This is a genomic window from Amycolatopsis suaedae, assembly GCF_004214935.1.
Classification (GTDB): Bacteria; Actinomycetota; Actinomycetes; order Mycobacteriales; family Pseudonocardiaceae; genus Amycolatopsis; species Amycolatopsis suaedae.
Genome location: NZ_SFCC01000004.1, coordinates 231,874 through 250,430, shown reverse-complemented (window position 1 = coordinate 250,430; position 18,557 = coordinate 231,874). Strand labels below are relative to the sequence as shown.

General features: G+C 71.8%; 14 protein-coding genes. 4 read left to right on the top strand and 10 right to left on the bottom strand.

Going from position 1 to position 18,557, the window contains the following annotated elements:
* Window positions 1-53 precede the first annotated feature (53 nt).
* Entirely contained in the window at window positions 54-1,019 is a 966-nt protein-coding gene (locus tag EWH70_RS09645; protein ID WP_130474948.1) for a TolB-like translocation protein, read from the bottom strand.
* On the bottom strand, window positions 1,016-2,335 hold the full coding sequence (locus tag EWH70_RS09640) for an MFS transporter (RefSeq protein ID WP_130474947.1): 1,320 nt from the start codon (window positions 2,333-2,335) through the stop codon (window positions 1,016-1,018). Before EWH70_RS09640 ends, EWH70_RS09645 begins: the two co-directional genes overlap by 4 nt.
* A 150-nt stretch (window positions 2,336-2,485) precedes the next feature.
* Here EWH70_RS09640 and EWH70_RS09635 point away from each other — a divergent pair, with 150 nt between their 5' ends.
* From EWH70_RS09635 to EWH70_RS09620, 4 genes are read left to right on the top strand one after another with little or no spacing between them, the layout of a single operon-like run.
* On the top strand, window positions 2,486-3,172 hold the full coding sequence (locus EWH70_RS09635; protein ID WP_130474946.1) for a YveK family protein: 687 nt from the start codon (window positions 2,486-2,488) through the stop codon (window positions 3,170-3,172).
* The gene (locus EWH70_RS09630; RefSeq protein ID WP_130474945.1) at window positions 3,172-4,506 is read left to right on the top strand and encodes an O-antigen ligase family protein; all 1,335 of its coding nucleotides are present in this window, start codon (window positions 3,172-3,174) and stop codon (window positions 4,504-4,506) included. Before EWH70_RS09635 ends, EWH70_RS09630 begins: the two co-directional genes overlap by 1 nt.
* On the top strand, window positions 4,503-5,732 hold the full coding sequence (locus EWH70_RS09625) for an ArnT family glycosyltransferase (protein WP_130474944.1): 1,230 nt from the start codon (window positions 4,503-4,505) through the stop codon (window positions 5,730-5,732). Before EWH70_RS09630 ends, EWH70_RS09625 begins: the two co-directional genes overlap by 4 nt.
* Window positions 5,729-7,141, top strand: coding sequence for an oligosaccharide flippase family protein (locus tag EWH70_RS09620; protein ID WP_130474943.1), 1,413 nt, complete (start codon window positions 5,729-5,731; stop codon window positions 7,139-7,141). Before EWH70_RS09625 ends, EWH70_RS09620 begins: the two co-directional genes overlap by 4 nt.
* Here the strand turns inward: EWH70_RS09620 and EWH70_RS09615 are convergent.
* Genes EWH70_RS09615 through EWH70_RS09580 form a run of 8 tightly spaced genes read right to left on the bottom strand, consistent with a single transcriptional unit; the run spans window position 7,138 to window position 18,550 of the window.
* Window positions 7,138-8,301 carry a GNAT family N-acetyltransferase gene (locus EWH70_RS09615; RefSeq protein ID WP_130474942.1) on the bottom strand — a complete coding sequence of 388 codons (1,164 nt, stop codon included), beginning with the start codon at window positions 8,299-8,301 and terminating at the stop codon, window positions 7,138-7,140. The two genes, EWH70_RS09620 and EWH70_RS09615, sit on opposite strands and share 4 nt — an antisense overlap.
* A 35-nt stretch (window positions 8,302-8,336) precedes the next feature.
* On the bottom strand, window positions 8,337-8,894 hold the full coding sequence (locus EWH70_RS09610) for an acyltransferase (RefSeq protein ID WP_130474941.1): 558 nt from the start codon (window positions 8,892-8,894) through the stop codon (window positions 8,337-8,339).
* Entirely contained in the window at window positions 8,891-9,982 is a 1,092-nt protein-coding gene (locus tag EWH70_RS09605; RefSeq protein ID WP_130474940.1) for a DegT/DnrJ/EryC1/StrS family aminotransferase, read from the bottom strand. Before EWH70_RS09605 ends, EWH70_RS09610 begins: the two co-directional genes overlap by 4 nt.
* Window positions 9,979-11,202 (bottom strand): glycosyltransferase, encoded by a 1,224-nt coding sequence (locus tag EWH70_RS09600; protein ID WP_130474939.1) that lies wholly within the window; start codon window positions 11,200-11,202, stop codon window positions 9,979-9,981. The genes EWH70_RS09605 and EWH70_RS09600 overlap by 4 nt, the downstream gene beginning before the upstream one ends.
* Window positions 11,199-12,179 carry a hypothetical protein gene (locus EWH70_RS09595; RefSeq protein WP_130474938.1) on the bottom strand — a complete coding sequence of 327 codons (981 nt, stop codon included), beginning with the start codon at window positions 12,177-12,179 and terminating at the stop codon, window positions 11,199-11,201. The genes EWH70_RS09600 and EWH70_RS09595 overlap by 4 nt, the downstream gene beginning before the upstream one ends.
* Window positions 12,176-13,309 carry a DegT/DnrJ/EryC1/StrS family aminotransferase gene (locus tag EWH70_RS09590; protein WP_240686917.1) on the bottom strand — a complete coding sequence of 378 codons (1,134 nt, stop codon included), beginning with the start codon at window positions 13,307-13,309 and terminating at the stop codon, window positions 12,176-12,178. The genes EWH70_RS09595 and EWH70_RS09590 overlap by 4 nt, the downstream gene beginning before the upstream one ends.
* Window positions 13,287-14,477: a glycosyltransferase gene (locus EWH70_RS09585; protein WP_130474937.1), complete on the bottom strand. Its 1,191-nt coding sequence runs from the start codon at window positions 14,475-14,477 to the stop codon at window positions 13,287-13,289. The genes EWH70_RS09590 and EWH70_RS09585 overlap by 23 nt, the downstream gene beginning before the upstream one ends.
* On the bottom strand, window positions 14,474-18,550 hold the full coding sequence (locus EWH70_RS09580) for a DUF4082 domain-containing protein (protein ID WP_130474936.1): 4,077 nt from the start codon (window positions 18,548-18,550) through the stop codon (window positions 14,474-14,476). The genes EWH70_RS09585 and EWH70_RS09580 overlap by 4 nt, the downstream gene beginning before the upstream one ends.
* Window positions 18,551-18,557: the final 7 nt, after the last annotated feature.

The window sequence follows — 18,557 nt, the reverse complement described above, 5'->3', positions numbered from 1 at the left end:
GGTGTGGCCTCGACTCTCTGTTGCGGGCCATTCCGTCAGCAATGTCGAGCGGATCAGGGAAACGTTACAGGGGAAGAAGCGTTCTCGATCATCATTTCCGCCGGTGCCGAACCGTCGACCGGAACCGAATAGATGGAAGATTTCCCACCATCCTTTCCGGCTCTGCCGTAGGCGAGCAGGCCCGGGGTCAGCCACGCGGTCTGGTCGTCGATGCCCAGCGTGCCGGGCAGCACCCGCTCGGCGCCGGTGGCCAGGTCGAGCACGGCCAGCTCCCACGGGCCCAGCCTGCTGGTGCGTTTCTTGTATGCCAACGACTTTCCGTCCGGTGACAGCGAGGGGCACTCGACCCCCGGCCGGACGGCGTGCATGGTGCGGGCGGCCAGGTCGCCCCGGACCAGCCAGGTCCGCTCGGCCGAGGCGACGGTGGCGTAGAACGTCCGGTCGTCGTCGGCGACGGTGACGCCCCAGAAATTCCGGTCGGCAGCCAGCAGGGGTTGCCCGTTCACCGTCGTCGCGAAATCTTCGAGCGATTCGACTACCGTGCCGGTGCGTAAATCGAGTACCCCCGTTCGAGTGGAAAAACCACCGGGAACCGTGTACGAGTCACCGGTTACGAACGTGGTCCAGGAAATGATTTTCCCGGATCTCGACACGCGGGCCCGGTTCGGAATTCCCGGTAGCCCGACGGTCCGCAGCACCGCACCGCTCGCGTCGGACACCGCGACTTCGTACCGCGGGCCGGGGCCGGCCAGCCGCAGGCACACGGTGGTGCCGCCCGCCGTGTACACCCGCTGGCAACGCAGGGCGGTGTCCGCGCGGGAACCGTCCGGGCGCAGCGTCTGCACGATGTCTCGTCCGTCAGCCAGGTCGACGAACAGCAGGTCCCCCGCCGCGGCGGCGGCCGCGCCCGCGCGGTCCCGGGACAGCGTGACCGCGAGGTACCCGGAGAGGGCCAGTACCACCACGACGATCGCCGAAACGCCCACGGCGATCCGGTGTCTGGTCAGCCAGACTCTCACCGCGACCTCCCGACCAGTGCCGCGGCCGCCGTCAGCGTGACCAGGAACGCGCAGGCGGCGACCAGCACCGCGACCGGCATCGCCAGCACGGTGAGCAGCACGCCGAACAGCAGCGACGACACCAGCCGGGCCACCGCCTGTCCGGTCTGCACCACGGCCAGTCCGCTCGCCCGCAGGTGCTCGGGCACCAGTGCCCCGGCGTAGGCCATCAGCACCCCGTCGGTGGCGGCGTAGAACAACCCGTGCAGTACCAGGGCCACGGCGGCGAGCGGGTAACCGCCGCCGGGGACGAGCAGCGTCAGGTAGACCGCGAGCAGCAGTACGTGGCCCGCGAAGAACACCGGCCACCTGCCGAACCGGTCGGCGGCTCTGCCCAGCGGGACGGCGGCGCTCAGGAACACCAAGGCGGTGCCCAGTGGCAGCAGCGGCAGCAGGTCGACCGGGATGCCCGTGGACTTCTGCAGCACGACGAACACGAACGCGTCGCTGATCGTCGCCAGCCCGAGCAGTCCGGCGGCGACGGTGACGCGGCGCAGCCCGGCATCGCGCAGCAGCCGTACGCAGTCTGTGTTGAATTGCCCTCTCTTCGTTCGGGCGCGGTCGGGCCCCCTGAGTCGGCGTCTTCCCTCCTCGCCGTCGGCCGCGGAGCGGCCTTTGGGCTCGTCAGTCCAGACGCCGACGGGCCCGACCGGGGCGGGGCGGTCTCGCACGAACGCCGCCAGCACGATCACCCCGACGAGCGCGAACCCGAAGCTCAGCACGAAGACCGGCGTCGAGTCCGAGCCCAGTTCGGCCAGGATCCAGAACGTCACCAGTGGGCCGAGCAGCGCGCCGATCGTGTCCATCGCCCGGTGCACGCCGAAGGCTCTGCCCAGGCGTCCCGGCGGGGTGGCCAGCGAGATCAGCGCGTCCCTCGGGCCGGTCCGCAGGCCCTTGCCCGCCCGGTCGAACGCGAGCACCCCGCCGATGCCCGCACCGGACGCGCCCACCACCGGGAACGCCAGCTTCGCCAGCGCCGACGCGCCGTATCCGGCGAGTGCCACCAGTTTCGGCCGCCGCAGGCGGTCGGCGACGTAGCCGCCGACCAGCCGCAGCAGCGCGGTCGCACCGTTGTACAGCCCGTCGAGTAGTCCGAATTGGACATACCCGAGCTGCAGTGTGTAAAGCAGGTACACCGGCAGGAAGGCGGTGATCATTTCCGCCGAGATGTCGGTGAGCAGGCTGACCGTGCCGAGCGCGAAGACGGTCGACGGCAGTGTCCCCCGTTCGGCGGTGCCGCCGCCGGTATCCGGTGTGCTGCGGGAGGTCAGGTACATCCGGACTGCTTTCTGCCTGCGGGCCAGAGCACAGGCTGTGTCGCCAACCGTTGCGCAGGCGTTAGCCGGGAAACCGGTCACCAGCGGTAACGATTGCGCCGGACAGCCGATCTCCAGGACGGCGACCGCACCGGATTCGGGGAAGTGCACATGGATTTCTGGAGCACCATCCGGGTTCTGCTGCGCAGGTGGTACATCGCGCTGCCGATCTTCGTGGTGTCGCTGGGCCTGGCAGGCGGGGTGTACCTGTCGGTGTCGACGCAGTACGAGTCGACCGGCACCGTGGTGCTCACCTCGCCCGCGTCGGGTGCGCGGGTCCCGGCGGGCGAGGTGCCGACGGGGGAGAAGGTCAACCCGCTGCTGGCCTTCGACGGCAGCCTGACCACCAGCGCGCAGATCATCATCCAGTCGCTGAAGGACCCGGCCGTCGCCAAGCAGTTCGACGGCGTCGAGTACGAGGTCGGTGACGGGCAGCTGTCCGGGCCGTTCGTGGTGGTCACGGTCACCGCGCCGTCCGCCGAGGCCGCCCAGCGCACCGTCGCGGGCCTGCTGGAGCGGGCCCGTCAGGAACTGACCGCGCGGCAGGAGTCGTTGCAGGCACCCGAGTCGACCTACATCCGCGCCGACCCGGTGATCAGCCCGACGCCCGCCGAGGCACTGGTGGGCGGCAAGGTTCGGTTCGCGGCTGTCGCGCTGGTCCTCGGGTTCATCGCCTGCCTGACCGCGGCCTACGGGTACGAGAGCTTCAGCCAGCGCAGGCGGCCAGGGAAGGCCGGCGCGGTCCCCGACCGGCTGCCGCGTGCGCGGGACGCCGGGCCGGTCGGCGCGAGACGCTGATGCCACGCGCCGACGGGGCCACGCTGCTCAGCATCTACGTGGGCGTGACCCTCCTGGTTCCCGCGCGGCTGGTGATCTCCGGTGTCTCCATGTCGATAACCCCGGCGACGTTGCTCGGCGTCGGGCTCGGCCTGCTGTGGTTCTGCACGCAACTGGTCAGCACGCTCGGCGCCGCCAAGGGCCGCAACGCCGCGCGGACCGCGTTGTTCGTCTTCCTGGTCAGCCAGCTCGCCACCTACGGCTACGCGACCCGTAACTACCTGCCGCCCGACGAGCTGAACAGCGCCGACCGCACGCTCGTGCTGATCATCGGTGTCGCCGTCGCCGGGCTCGTCGCCTGTGACGGTGTACGCGGGCTGCCGAGGGTGGAGCTGGTGCTGCGGACGATCGTCGTCGGCGTCACGGCCGTGTCGGTGGTCGGCATCCTGCAGTTCGCGCTCGACCTGGACCTCACCCAGTACCTCGTGCTGCCTGGCCTGCACCCGGTGACCGAGGACGGGTTCGTGCTGGAACGCGCCGAGTTCCGCAGACCGGCGGCCACGACCGGGCATCCGATCGAGTTCGGCGTGGTGTGCGCGGTCGGCATGCCGCTGGCGGCGCACTACGCGTTCACCGCGCGGGACAAGGGCCTGCCGGCCAAACGCTGGTGGCTGTGCCTGGCGGTCATCTCGGTCGGCGCGATGGTGTCGCTGTCCCGTTCGGCCATGCTGGGCCTGGCGCTGGCCGCGCTCGTGTTGCTGCTGGGCTGGCCGACGCGACGGCGTATCCAGGCCCTCGTCGTCGGATTCGCGTTCCTGATGGTGATGCGGTTCCTCGTGCCGGGGCTGATGGGCACGCTGTACGGCCTGTTCGCCGGCATCGGCGAGGACTCCAGCATCGTGGCCAGGACCGACGACTACGCGGTCGCCGGGCTGGAGATCGCACAGCATCCCGTGCTGGGCAGGGGACTGGGCACCTACCTGCCCGACAAGTACGGCCCGCTGGACAACCAGTACCTGGGAACGCTGGTGCAGAACGGGATCGCCGGGCTCGTCGCGTTGCTCGGCCTGTTCGTCGCCGGTGCCTACGCCGCGTTGCGGGCCCGGTCGATGACCGCCGACCCGCATCTGCGGGATCTCGCGCTCACGCTGGTCGCGTCGCTGTCGGTACTGGCGCTGGGCGCGGCGACGTTCGACCTGCTGGCCTTCTCGATGGCGACCGGGCTGACGTTCCTGCTGACCGGGCTCGCCGGGGCGATGCTGCGGGCGATGCGGGCCGAGCAGGTCGCCGCCGGGATCGACCCGCCGACGTTGCGGGTGGCACTGCACCGGCTGGTCCGCAGGGGTGCGCCGTGACGGCCGCCGCCGCGTCCCGGCGGGCGCTGGACTGGCTGGACGAGCGGGCAGGCCGGGTCGCGCTCGGCGCGGTGGTGCTCGCGGTGTTGCTGGCAGGCGGGTACGCGGTCGTGCTCGGCGACAGCCTGCGGTACCTGGACGAAGAGGTCTACGTGCGGCTGGCCGGTTCGCTGGCGGACGGCGCCGGGTACAGCGCCGACGGGGTGCAGCCGACGGCCTACCGCCCTCCCGGTTACCCGTTCCTGCTGTCCGCCGTTCACCTGCTGTCCGGCGGCAGCGTGCTGGCGATGCGGTTCGTCGGGGTGCTGGCCCTGGCCGGATGCGTCTGGCTGAGCTACCGGCTGGGCACCCGGGCGCACTCGCCTGCCGCGGGTGCGATCGCGGCGGTGGTGACGGCCGGCTATCCGCTGTTCGTCTACACGGCGACCACGTTGTATCCGCAGATTCCGGCGTTGTGCCTGCTGCTGGCGTGTGTCGAGTTCGGTGCGCGGCGGCGGTGGCCGTCCGTCGTGCTGGCCGGTGCCGCGGGTGGGTTGCTGGCGCTGACCGTGCCGAACTTCGCACCGTCGGTCCTGGTGATCGCGGTGTGGCTGGGGTGGCGGCACCGCCGCGAGGGCGGGCTGCGGCTGGCCGCCGTGCTGCTGGCGGTCACGGCGGTGTTGCCCGCCGCGTGGTGTGTGCGTAACGCCGTCGCGCTGGGGGAGTTCGTCCCGGTGTCCACCAACAACGGCATCAACCTGTTGCTGGGCAACAGCGAGCACGCCACGCCGAGCAGCGGGACAGCGGTGGACATCGGTGGCTACGAGCGGGAAGCCGTCGCGCGGGGGCTGGACGAGGTCGGCATCAACGACTACTTCAGCGACAGCGCGGTCGAGTGGATCACGGCCAACCCCGGCGACGCGGTGGTGTTGTACCTGGGCAAGGTGGCCAACAACTTCACGTTCTCCAGCGAGGCGGCCACCGCCGGGCAGGGCGGCGGTGCCGCGGACCTGCTGCTGGCGGTGACCTACTACCCGGTGCTGGCGCTGGCGCTCGCGCGGGTGCTGCTGGTGCGCCGCCGGATGTCGGCCGAGGAGAAGCTGGCTGCCGGGCTGATCGTGCTGAACGTGTTGCTGCTGGCCGTGTTCTTCACCCGGCTGCGATTCCGCGTTCCGCTGGACGGGCTGACCATCCTGCTGGCCGCGACGGCGGTGGCCGGGTTCTGGCGCGGACGGGGGACGCGATGACCGTGAAACCGGCCAAGGTGCGGCGGGCACTGGGGTTGAGCCTGCTCAACACGGCCGTCGGCAGGCTGGGCACGTTCGTGACCGGCATCGTGCTCGCGCGGCTGCTGGTGCCCGCGGACTTCGGTGTGTACGCGGTCGCGCTGGTGGCGCTGACCGCGTTGCTGTCGCTCAACGAACTCGGCGTCAGCGTCGCGATCGTGCGCTGGCAGGGCGATCCGCGCCGGATCGCGCCGACGGTGACCACGATCTCGCTGGCCTCCAGCACGCTGCTGTACGCGGCCTGCTTCGTCGCGGCGCCGGCGTTCGCGGCCGGGATGGGCGTGCCGGAGGCGGCCGGCGTGGTGCGGTTGCTGTGCCTGACGGTGCTGGTGGACGGGACGGTCGCGGCGGCGGTCCAGCTGGCGAACCGGGAGTTCCGGCAGGGCGCGCGGCTGGTCGTCGACCTGACGAACCTGGTGCTGACCACGGGAATCACGGTGAGCCTCGCGGCGACTGGACACGGGGCGTGGAGCCTCGCCATCGGGCAGGTGGCCGGCAACGTGGTGTCGTCGGTGCTGCTGTGCAAGCTGGTCGGGCTGTGGCCGCGGTTCGGGTTCGACCGGGCCCTGGCGCGGCGGCTGCTGGCCTTCGGGATGCCGCTGGCCGGGGCGTCGCTGCTGGTGTTCGCCATGCTGAACGTCGACTACGTGATCACCGGACGCATGCTCGGCGCGGTGGCCCTGGGGCTGTACCTGCAGGCGTTCAACCTGGCGAGCTGGCCGGTGAACATGTTCTCGATGGTGGTACGCCGGGTGTCGCTGCCCGCGTTCGCCCAGGTGCAGGACGACCCGGAGCGACGGCAGGAGGTGCTGACCCGGTTCACCGTGCTGCTGGCGGTGGCGGCACTGCCCGCGTGCGCGTTGCTCGGGTTGCTGGCGTTGCCCGTCGTGTCCACTGTGTACGGATGGAACTGGGCCGAGTCGGCGGTGGCGTTGCAGTGGCTGGCGGTGCTGGGGGTGGTGCGCATCGCCGCCGAGCTGGCCTACGACTTCCTGGTGGCACTGGGTCGTTCGCGGACGACGTTGTGGCTGCAGGGCGGCTGGCTCGTCGTGCTGCTGGCGACGTTGCCGTTCGGAGCCTGGTTCGGCGGGATCGAGGGCGTGGCGGTGGTGCACGCCGCTGTCGCGGTGCTGGTGGCGTTGCCGGCGTTCGCGCTCGCGGTGCGGCGGACCGGGGTGCGGCTGGGCGCGCTGGCGGCAGCCCTGGTGCGCCCGGCGCTGGGGTGCGTCGCGTTGACGGTGGTCGTGCTGGCCGTGCGCTGGCTGATGTCGCCGTCGCCGCTGCAGCTCCTGCTCGGCGGGGCGCTGGCCGTGGCCGTCTACCTGCCCTTCGTCTGGTCGTTGCGCTCGGAGTTCCGCCGCTTGGGTTAGAACATGTCCAGCATGCGGGGGCGGCCGGGGGCGGCGGTGAGGGCGTCGAGGACGGGGTCGGGGGTACCGTCCAGCAGTCCGGCGTGACGCAGGGTCGCCGCCGACGCGGCGCCGGCGAACCACGGGGCCAGCGCCCGGGCGTGCAGGCGCAGGTCAGGGCTGCCGGTGAACGGTTCGTGCCGCACCGTGCCGTCCTCGACGACCAGCCGGTGCGCACCCGCGTGCCAGGGCGCGTGCTCGTCGACGATCTCGAACTCGACCGACGTGCCCTCGGCCAGCAGCCGCGCCGACGGCCAGCCACGCGCGGCCACCGCGGCGGGCAGGTCGACGACCCGCAGGTACCACGGCTTGGCCTCCAGGTTGTGTTCCAGCTCGACCGGGATGATCATCGACATCCCCTCCTGGTCGGCCGCCCGCAGGTGGATTTCCCGGACCCGGCCGGTCCACGAGCCCAGTGACCGCAGCAACGCCGCCGTCACGGTGCCGTCCAGGGCCACCAGCTCGCTGACGTTCAGCAGTTCGTTGGTGCCCCGCTCGGCGGCCAGGTAGCCGCACACCTCGTCGTCCTCGTCCAGTGCCACCGTGGCGATGTCGCTGTCCAGCAGCCGGTCCAGCGACTGGTCCGGTCCGGCCCGGTCGAGCATGCCGTTCACCCGGGAGGCCACCGCGCGGTAGCAGTCCAGCAGGGAGTCCACAGTGGACTTCGTGACCGGCGCGAGCCGCAGCGGGGACGCCGGGACGTCACGCAGGTCGACCGATGCGATCCGGATCCCGTCGACCGTCCCGGACCGCTCCCAGCCACGCCTGCGGTACAGCTGCGGAACGCCGGTGAACAGCGCCGACAGTGGCTGGCCCTGCTCGCGCATGTCCGCCAGCGCGGTGTCGAGCAGCCTGCTGGCGACACCGAGCCCGCGGGCGTAGGGATCGACGGCCACCGTCGCCACCCCGCCCATCGGCACGGACGCCCCGCCGAAGTACTGCCCCATGCGACGGACCCGCAGGAACCCGCACGGCCTGCCGTCCTGCTCGGCGACGAATCCGCGGTAGGTCGCCGGATCCCACGGCCAGCCCTTCCCGGGCTGCCGTGGGCCACCGAACGCGGCGACCCGCATTCGCCAGATGTCGTCTAGATCGTCCGAAGTGGACTCCCTGATGATCACCGGCTCATCCTACGTTCTTCCGCCGCCGGGAACGGTCAGGCTCTGGCCAGTCCCGCATCCACTGTCTGGAATACCAGACCGCAGTCCGGGCAACGCAGGTCTTCCGGCAGGCGCATGCCGCACTCGCACACCCAGCCCTTGAGCTGGGCCGGATTGCCCGCGACGAACGCGTGCGCGGGGACGTCCCGCGTCACCACCGAACCGGCCGCGGCGAACGCGAACTCGCCGATCGTCGTGCCGCACACCACCACCGTGCCCGCGCCCAGCGTCGCGCCCCGGCCGACCGTCGTGGACAGCAGTTCCGTCGGACCGCGCTTGATGTGCGCGCGGGGCCGCAGGTCGTTGGTGAACAACACGTTCGGCCCGAGGAACACGTCGTCGCCGCAGGTCACGCCGTCGAAGACGAGGGTGCCGTTCTTCACGGTCACGTTGTCGCCGAGCGTCGCCCCGCCCTCGACGAAGGCGCCGTCGCAGATGTTGCAGTCCCTGCCGACTTTCGCGCCGGGCAGCACGTGGGCGAACGCCCAGACCCGGGTGCCGTCGCCGACGTCGGCGCTCTCACACAGTCCCTGGGGGTGTACCCGCACGTTCACAACGCCTCCCGCAGCGTCTCGACGACCCGCGCCTGCTGGGCGGGAGTGATCTCGGGGAACAGCGGCAGCGACAGCAGCTGCCCGGACAGTGCTTCCGCCACGGGGAAATCCCCGGTGTGGTATCCCAGACTCCGGAAGGCGCCGGTCAGGTGCACGGGGGTCGGGTAGTGGATGCCCGCGCCGATCCCGGCGGACCGCAGGTGCTCCAGTACCCGATCCCGGTCCGGCACGCGTACCGGATACAGGTGCCACACCGGTTCGTTGCCCTCCAGCACGCCCGGCGTGCCGATGTCTGGGATTCCAGACAGCAGCGAGTCGTACCGGGCGGCGGCGGCGCGCCGCGCGGCGTTCCAGGTGTCCAGCCTGCGTAGCTTCGCCGACAGCACGACGGCCTGCAGCGTGTCCAGCCGGCTGTTGAACCCGAGCGTGGCGTGCTCGTACTTGCGCGGCGAACCGTGTTCACGCAGCAGCCGGACCCGCTGGGCCAGCTCGGCGTCGCCGGTCAGCACGGCGCCGCCGTCGCCGTAGGCGCCCAGGTTCTTGCCGGGGTAGAAGCTGGTGGCGGCGATGTCGCCGAGTCCGCCTGCCCGTACGCCGCCGCGGCGGGCGCCCTGTGCCTGCGCGGCGTCCTCCAGCACCGGGATGCCGGGTGCGGCGGCGCGGACCCGCTCGACCGGAGCGGGCTGGCCGTAGAGGTGGACCGGCAGGATCGCCTTGGTGCGGCTGGTGATCGCCGCACCCAGACCGTCCACATCGAGCAGTCCGGTATCCCAGACACAGTCGACGAGCACCGGCGTCGCTCCCGCCCTGGCGACCGCCTCGGCGGTGGCGACGAACGTGTTCGCGGGCAGCACACACTCGTCACCCGGCCCGACGCCGAGTGCCCGCAGCGCCAGCTCGAGCGCGTCGGTGCCGTTTCCGACGGCAACGCAGTGCGCGACCTCGGAGTACTCGGCGAACTCGGCCTCGAACTGCCCGACGGCCGGACCGTCGACGAAGGCCGTCGACTTGAGTACCTGGGCCCACCCCGTCGCCACCTCGTCGGCGACCTGGTCGTGCTGGGCGGCGAGGTCGACCAGCGGGATCATCGGGTTGCCTCCTGGGTTGCCGGGGTGGCGTTGGCGTCGTCGACGCGGGCGGTGCCGCGGAACTGCTGCACCTTCCGGCGCGCCTTGTAGGCCAGCAGGCCGCCGAACCCGCGCAGCAGGTCGGCGGGTGGCGCGGGCGGCCCGGCCTCCGCGGCGAGGTACTCGTCGGCCAGCACCGTCGCCGCCCGCCGCAGGCTGAACCGCTCGACCACCAGGTCCCTGGCGTAGGTGCCGAGTGTGGCCCGGCGCGGGGCGTCGTCGAGCAGGTCCGCCAGCGCCGCCCGCAGCGCGGGCACACCGCTGCCGAGCGACCCCGGCCCCCGGCCGTACCAGCCGGCCCGCAGGAACGTCGCGGCGGTGTCCGGGGTGAGCGGCTCGCTGTAGCCGTCCTCGCCCACGACGACCAGCGGCTTGCCGAACGCCATCCCGCGCAGCGCGGAGCCGCCCATGCCGACCAGGATGTCGGCGGCGGCGTAGGCGGGGCGCGGGTCGGCCAGCTCACCGGTGAGCACCACGACCCGGCGGCCCGCTCGCGCGTTCGCCGCGTCGGCCCTGGCAGCGACCTCGGGACGGCTGCGGCCGTCGCCGACGATCACCAGTTGCGCCTTGCGGCCGCCGGTCACCAGGTCACCGACCGCGTCGCAGGCGGCGAGCAGCCCCTCCAGCTTCAGCTCGGGAACCAGCCGGCAGACCATGGCGATCAGCGGTGTCTCGGATTCCAGACCGTGCTCGACGCGGAACGAGCCGGGGTCGGCGCCGGGATGATCGGCGCCGGTGTCGACCGGGGGCTCCAGCAGCGTGACGTGCCGGTGCCCGGCCGCCAGCGCGGCCTCCCGGATCTGCTCGGTGCCGACCAGCAACGGCACCGAGCGCGGCAGGAACGGCACCACCGACATCGACAGCACCGTGGCCACCACCGCGGCACGCCGCGCGGCCAGCGCCTCCAGCACGGGCGGCCACTCGTAGCCGTGCACGACGTCGATGCCGCGGCGCGTCACCAGCGAGCGGATGGCCGACGCGACCGCAGGCGACGGCCTGCGCCGCCGCAGTGGGATCGGCACGTGTTCCAGCCCCAGGTCCCGGACGAAGTCCAGCAGCGGCCCCGGCTCGGACAGCACCAGCACCTCGTGGCCGAGGTCGCGCACGGCACCGGCCAGCTGCAACGCGTTGAGCTGCGACCCGCCGATCTCCATCGCGTGCGGGTAGACCAGCACCCTCATGTGACCGCCCTCTCGGGAACCCGCAGCAGGAAGGCCTCCTCCTCGGGCGTCGGCGGGCGGCCCAGCGTGAGCACCTCGCCGACCTTCAGCCCCGCCGCCTGCAGCGCGACGATCGGGTCGGCGCCGACGGCGGAGGGCAGAATTCCCATGTGCCCCGGTTCCGGCGGAGTCGGCGGCCAGACCGGGGTCGCCGTCGTACGGTCGATGTCACCCCAGTACTGGGTGACCACCGCGCCCGGGTAACGCTGTCCGATGTAGACCATCGCGCGGTGGTCCAGCCGGTAGTGTTCGCGTGGGTGCAGCGCGACGACGACCGCGTCCAGCCTGCCGGGCGGCCCGTCCTCCGGCCGTTCGGCGACCGTGACGTCCGCGCCCAGCGCACGCAGGCCGGTCCCGATGTCGTCCAGGAAACCGTTGTCACAGAGCAACAACACGCGGCTGCCGCGCACCGGAATGCCCGCGTCGAGCAACTGCCGGACGGCCATCACGCCGAGGTAGCCGAACACGCCGACGTCCGGATGGTGCTCGTCCGGCCCGGCCACGGAAACCCCGGCACGCTGACACGCGGCCAGGTCCACCTCACCCGGCCGCAGCTCCCACGGTTCGTACATCAGGCTCACCGCCGCCCCCGGCCGCAGCCAGCCGACGGTGCGCGCGTCGATCGGGCGCAGGTGGCCGCTGTTGGTGACGACGTCGGCGCCGTCGAACAACGCGGCGTCCTTGACCCGCGTGAACCGCACCCCGGTTCCGCCCAGCGCGACGACCTGCGCCTGCGCCTCGTCGGCCGTGCCGTAGCGGGAGTCCCGCGCCAGCGCCCGCACCTCGGCCGCGCCGGCCAGCTGCGCCAGCACCGGGGTGACGGCGTACGCCCCGGTCGCGGCCTCGGTCACCACCACCCGGCCACGCAGGTCCAGCCCGATCCGCGCCACCATCTCCGCGCACAACGCCCGCACCCGGGCGACGTTGGCCCCGTTCACCGCGCCAGCCCGAGCGTCTCGGCCGCGATCGCCTGCCGCAGCGCACCGACGATGTGCTTCTGGTCGGCCGAGGTCAGCTCGTGGTGCAGCGGCAGGATGAGCGAACGGCGGGTGAGCCGCTCGGTCACCGGCAGCGGGACGTGTGGATGCCCGGCGTAGGCCTCCTCCCGGTGCGCGGCCATGATGCCGCGCCGCGCGGACACGCCCGCGACCGACAGCCGCGCCAGCAGATCGTTGCGATGCAAGGCGATGTCGTCGGCCAGCGTCACCCAGAACGTCTGGTAGTTGGTGGTCCCGTAGGACGGGTCCCGCACCGGTTCGACGCCGGGAACGTCGGCCAGCAGCTCGTGGTACCGCGCCGCCAGCCCGCGCCGCTGCCGTACCAGCCCGGGCAGCCTGCCCAGCTGGACGATGCCGATCGCGGCCTGGATGTCGGTCATCCGGTAGTTGAACGCCGTCTCGGTGTACTCCTCGATGATCGACGTCCCGGCGGCGTGCCGGTCCGCGGCCGACACCGTCACCCCGTGCGACCGCAACCGCCGCAGCCGTGCGGCCAGCTCCTCGTCGTCGGTGGTGATCATCCCGCCCTCGCCGGTCGTCACCAGCTTGCGCGGGTGGAACGACCACGCCGCCATCAGCGCCCCCACGCCGACCCTGCGGCCGCGGTAGGTCGACCCGGCCGCGCACGCCGCGTCCTCCAGCACCGGAACCCCGTCGCACACGGCACGCACGGCGTCCACGTCGGCGGGCACGCCGCCCTGGTGCACCACGATCACCGCGCTGGTGCGCGGGGTGAGCAGTGGCCGCACCGACTCCGCCGTGACGTTGCCGGTCAGCGGGTCGACGTCGGCGAACACCGGCTCGGCCCCGCAGTAGCGCACCGCGTTCGCGGTGGCGATGAAGCTGAACGACGGCACGATCACCTCGTGCCCCCTGCGTACGCCCAGCGCGTGCAGCATCAGGTGCAGCGCCGTGGTGCAGGACGAGGTGGCGACGCCGTGCCCGGCGCCGAGGTAACCGGCGAAGGCGCGTTCGAACTCGGCCACCTTCGGTCCCTGGGCGACCCAGCCGGACCGCACGACCTCGGCCGCGGCCGCCACCTCCTCCTCACCGAGCAGCGGACGCATCACGGGAATCAACGGGGTCCTCCTCGAGCGACGGGAACAGCAGGTCGAGCAGTTGGCAGGCACGGGCCCGCCAGGAATGGCGCTCGGCGACCGCCCGCCGCTGCGCGATCGCGGTCGGCAGCGGTGGCAGGCGCACCGCGTCGAGTACCGCGAGCGCGAACGACTCGGGTTCGACGGCGAGCTGGATCTCGCGTGTCTCGTATTGCAGACGCCGGCTGGCCGGCAGGTCGGTGGCCACCACCGGCTTGCCGGCTGCCAGGTACTCCAGCGTCTTCAGCGGGAACGACGCCCGGTTGAACGGCGTGTTCGCGTACGGGGTCAGGCCGACGTCGAAGCGGGCGATCCACGGACCCAGCCGCTCGAACGGCACCGGCCCGGTGTGGTGGACGTTGTCCCGCTCCAGCAGCGACGCCACCCGCACCGGCAGCCAGCGCGGATCCAGCGGGCCGACCAGCAGCAGCCCGATCCCGGTGTCCGCGACGGCTTCCAGCAGGCGGATGTCGATGCGGTCGGACAGTTGCCCGGACACCCCGGCGACCTCGGCGGGGAAGCCGTCCGGCAGCGTGGCCGGTACGCAGCCGCGGTGCGCGTCCGGATCGCAGCCGTTGGGGAACTCGACCGGTTCGGCACCCAGCCGCTGCCACCGCTGCGCCAGTTCCGGCGTCACCGCCAGCACCAGGTCCGCCGCCCGCACCGCCGACCGCTCCGCCACGGCGATCACCCGCGCGTCCAGTCCCATCAGCTCCGCACCGGCCAGCCAGTCGTCGGTGCCGTACAGGACCTGCCGCACGCCCTCGCCCCAGTAGCCCAGTACCTCGTGTGGCGTGCAGCAGATCACCGCGTCCGGTGTGCGGCCGGACCGCCGCAGCACGCCACGCAGCTGGGCCCGCACCAGCGGCCAGGTCGTACCGCGGATCCACGGCCTGGTCAGCCCGGGCAGCGCGACCGGCGTGAACCGCAGGATGCCCGGCGCGACGGCGGCCAGCGCGGGCCGCCAGTGCCTGCTGGTGTGCTCCAGCCCGCGGAAGCGGGCGGGAGTGGCGGGCGAGACCGGCGGGTCGGCCCACAGCACGTCGACCCGCTCGGCCAGCGCCTCGGTCAGCTGCCGCTCGGAACCCCGGACGCCGTCCCAACCAGCGCCCGACACCATGACTACCAGCGGCCTGTTCATGGTGCGGGGTTCCAGACGACGTCGACCCAGTAGTTGCCGCCCCGGTAGGTGGACGCCGGGAACCCGGGACCGACGTTGTACACGCCGTTCGGCGCGTCGGAGCCGGTCGGCAACGCCCGCAGCGGCGTGCTGGTGACGCCGGTGCGCTCGAAGTACGTCCCGTCCGCCGAGTACCGGCCGTTCGGCGCGGTGTAGGACGCCACGTACACCTGGTCGGCCGCCACCGAGACCGGCGTGTCGAACGTCAGCGTCTGCCAGCCACTCGCCGTCTCGCCGGTGAACGTCCCGGTGGCCAGCCGCTGCCCGTCGGCCGTCCACAGTGAACCGGTGTGCGTGCCGGTGTTCCCGGGCCCCTTGTAGAACCTGACCCCGGTGACCGTGCCCGCCACCGCCGAGCTGAACCGCACGCCCAGCTCCAGCGACGTGGACTCGTCGGCCTCAGGTACCGTCGGCACCGTGGCCGCGCTCCACAGCGAGCACGGGCACGCCTGCGTGGTCGTGGTGGTGAACGACCACACGCTGGGCGAGACCATCGGGTTGCCGTTGACGTCGGCGATCTGCACGCTCGCGATGTAGCGCGAGCCCGCCGCCAGCCTGGCCGACGGTGTCCAGGTGACCGTGCGCTGGTCGGCGGACAGGCTCAGGCTGCCGGTCAACCGTGCGCCACCGTTGTCGGTCAGCGTGAACTGGGCACTGCTCAGGTCGACCGGTTCGTCGAACGTCGTGCTGACCCCGCCGGTCAGCGGCGCGCCGACGGCCGCCGAGTCGGGGGAGCGGCCGGTGATCGCGGGTGGCGTGATGTCGCCGTTGAGCCCGTTCTGGAAGACGACGTCGACCCAGTAGTTGCTGGCCCGGTACGTCTGCGTCGGGAACCCGCCGCCGGCACCGGCCCGGTAGACGCCGTTGCCGCCGTCGGCGCCGTTGGCCAGGCCGCGGATCGGCCCGTAGGAGGCCTGGCTGTCGAAGTAGCCGTTGTCACCGGCGGGATGCCCGTTCGGCGCGTAGTACGACACGACGTAGGTCGTGTTGGCCTGGACGGTGACCGGGCTGGCGAACGTCAGGGTCTGCCAGCCGATGGCCGACTCGCCGGTGAACGTCCCGGTGGCCAGCCGCTGGCCGTTCGCCGTCCACAGCGAGCCGGTGTGCGTACCGGTGTTGCCCTGTCCCTTGTAGAACCGCACGCCGAGGACCTGCCCCTTGCCGTTGAACTGGACCTTCGTGCCCAGCTCGACCGGGGTCGAGTCGTGTGGATCGGCAGGGTTGCGCGGATGCGTGAAGTCGTCCCAGATCGTGCACGGGCACAGCGCAGGCCGCGGCGAGCCGGTCCGGAACGTCCAGGTGACCGGCGTCGCCTGGTTACCGGCCGCGTCGGATGCCCGCATCGTCGCGGTGTAGACCGTGTCCGGGTCCAAAGTGGACGACGGGGTGAACGTCACCGTCCCGCCGGTCACCGAGACCGTGCCCGCTTCCGAGCCACCCTGGTAGGTCAGCGAGAACTGCACCGAACCCGGCGCGATGTTCTCGTCGTAGGCCACCGAGACCTGCTGGGACAGCCCGACCGAGCTCTCCCCGTCCTTCGGTGTCGTCGACAGCGTCTCCGGCGCCCGGGTGTCCGGTCCCGGATCGGTCGCCCAGACCACGTCGACCCAGTAGTTGGTGTCCTGGTAGCTGCGGGCGGGGAAGCCGGGCCCGCCCGGGTTGAACACGCCGTTGGCACCCGCGACACCGCTCTCCAGCGCGGTCAGCGGGTCCAGCGAGGCGTTCTTCCCGGTGAAGTACGCGACGTCGGCGCCGTACTGGCCGCGTGGCGCGTAGTAGGACGCCACGTAGGTGGTGCCCGCGGTGACCCGCACCGACGTCGGCAGCGACATCGTCTGCCAGCCGGTCGCGGTCTCGTTCGTGAACGTCCCGGTGGCCAGCCGCTGCCCGTCGAGTGTCCACAGTGAACCGGTGTGCGTGCCGGTGTTGCCCTGGCCCTTGTAGAACCGGATGCCCCGCACGTAGCCGTCGGCGGCGGCCTGCCACTTGACGCCGAGCTCGATCGGCGCCGAGTCGGCGGTGGCGATCGCCGAGGGGGCCGCGGAGTCCGGCCAGATGCTGCACGGGCAGGTACGCGGGATGACCGTCACGGTCCGGGACACGGCCGCGGACAGGTTGGCCGAGTCGTCCACCGCCCGCACCTTCACCGTCGGCGTCCCCGAGGTGGCGGGGACGTACCGGTGGCTCCAGGTCGTGCTGCCCGCCGTCCACGCCGCCGTCTTCCAGGTCGTGCCGTTGTCCACCGACACCTCGACGCCCGCGACGCGGCCCCCGCCGTTGTCGGTCACCGTTCCGGAGAACGTGTAGTCGCTGCCGACCGTCGTCGGCGGTGCGGTGGTGATGGCCACCGTGGGCGCCTGCAGGTCGGCCGTGGGCAGTGCCTGGACGAGGTCGGACTGGCGGGTCGACGGCTGCACGCCCATGTCGCCGAGCAGGTTGACCGTGGCCTGCCGGATGGCCCGGTCGTCGGTGGGCCGCTCGGGGTCGCTCTCGCGATGGTTGTTGTCCAGGCCCCACGCCCACTGCACGGTGCCGGCGCCGAACACCAGCGCGCCGCTGGAATGCCGGTACAGCGTCAGCGCGTGGGTCTTGGTGCCCGGGGTGTAGAGGTCACCGTGGTTTTTCAGCACGTAGTCGCCGTCGTTCATCGTGACGGTCGTGCGCGACAGCTGCGCCACCCCGGCAGGCTGTGCGCCGTTGTCCTCCACCGAGTTCCACTCGTAGCCGAGCGTTCCCGGGGCGAACGTGTAGGTGTCGCCGTCGGCCAGGTTCGCCACCGGGGTGTTGCGCCACAGCCGCATCTTGCCGTACGGCGCCGGGACGCCGAGCCGGTCGTTACGGTAGCCGTTGACGGTGAAGATGTTGCCCAGCAGCGAGTTCTCCGGACGGCCGCCGTCGTGCGGCGGGCTGAACCGCGGGTCGCGCCAGGTTCCCGTCCACTGTGGATCCGGGTCGACCTTGGCGTTGTGCTTGGTCTCCTTGTAGCAGACGATCGTGCGCCAGTCGGTCTGCGGACCGGCGATGCTGGGTTCCCAGCGGGTCTTCCAGAAGACCTCGTTGCCGGTGAGGAACGCCATGTGCACGCCGGCCGCCCGGGCCGCCTCCACGTTGTCGCGCTGCTCGACCGACCAGTACTCGTCGTGGCCGACGGCCATGAACACCGAGTGGTTACGGATCAGGTGCCCGCGACGGGCGCTGTCGACGTCGGTGGTGTAGCTGACGTCGTACCCGTTGGCCTCGAGGAACCGCAGCGCCGGGTACTCGGCGTTGAAGATGAAGTTCTCGCCGCCCTGACCGTAGAGCGGGCGGTTGTAGCTGACCTTGTACGCCGAGCCCTGCGGCCCGGGACCGGTCGGCTGCGGCGGCGCGCCGGGCGGTTCGGGCTGGTAGGTGGTGAAGTACAGGTTGTTGCCCGCCTGGTTGGGGCCGTTGCCGTAGGAGTTGTACGCCTGCCAGGTCGAGTCCGAGGTCTGGAACAGGATCTTGGACCGGCTGGCGTCGTCGCGGACCACGAATGCGATCTCGTTCTCACCGCCGTCCGGCTTGCGCAGCACCGCGTAGTAGATGCCGGAGACGGCGTTCGCCGGGACGTTCCAGGTCGCCGACACCGTCCAGTTTCCGCAGTCCAGCAGGCCTGTCTGGTCGGTCAGACACGGTGGTTGCTGCCTGCCCGGTACCTGGGTGAGCAGACCGGCGCGGGTGGCGCCGCTGCCCTGGTACCAGCCGAGCCGGAAGATCTCGATGTCGAACGACGGTGCGTTCGTCTTCACCTTGAACTGCACCGAACCGCCGGGCGTGGCACTGATGTCGGTGGTGAATCCGGCGATCGTGTCGTCGAAGACGGTGACCTGCCAGTTCGGCGCGGGCGTCTTGGCGAAGTTCTCGCAGGCGATCTTGTTGACCACCGGGCCGTCACACGGGGTGGCGGCCGCCGCCGTCAACGTGATCGCGGGCGATGCCGTCACGCAGCCCGCCAGCACGAGAAGTCCCCCCAGAGCGGCGATCTGGCGCCGCAATCTGGACAACGCACTCATGGTCTCT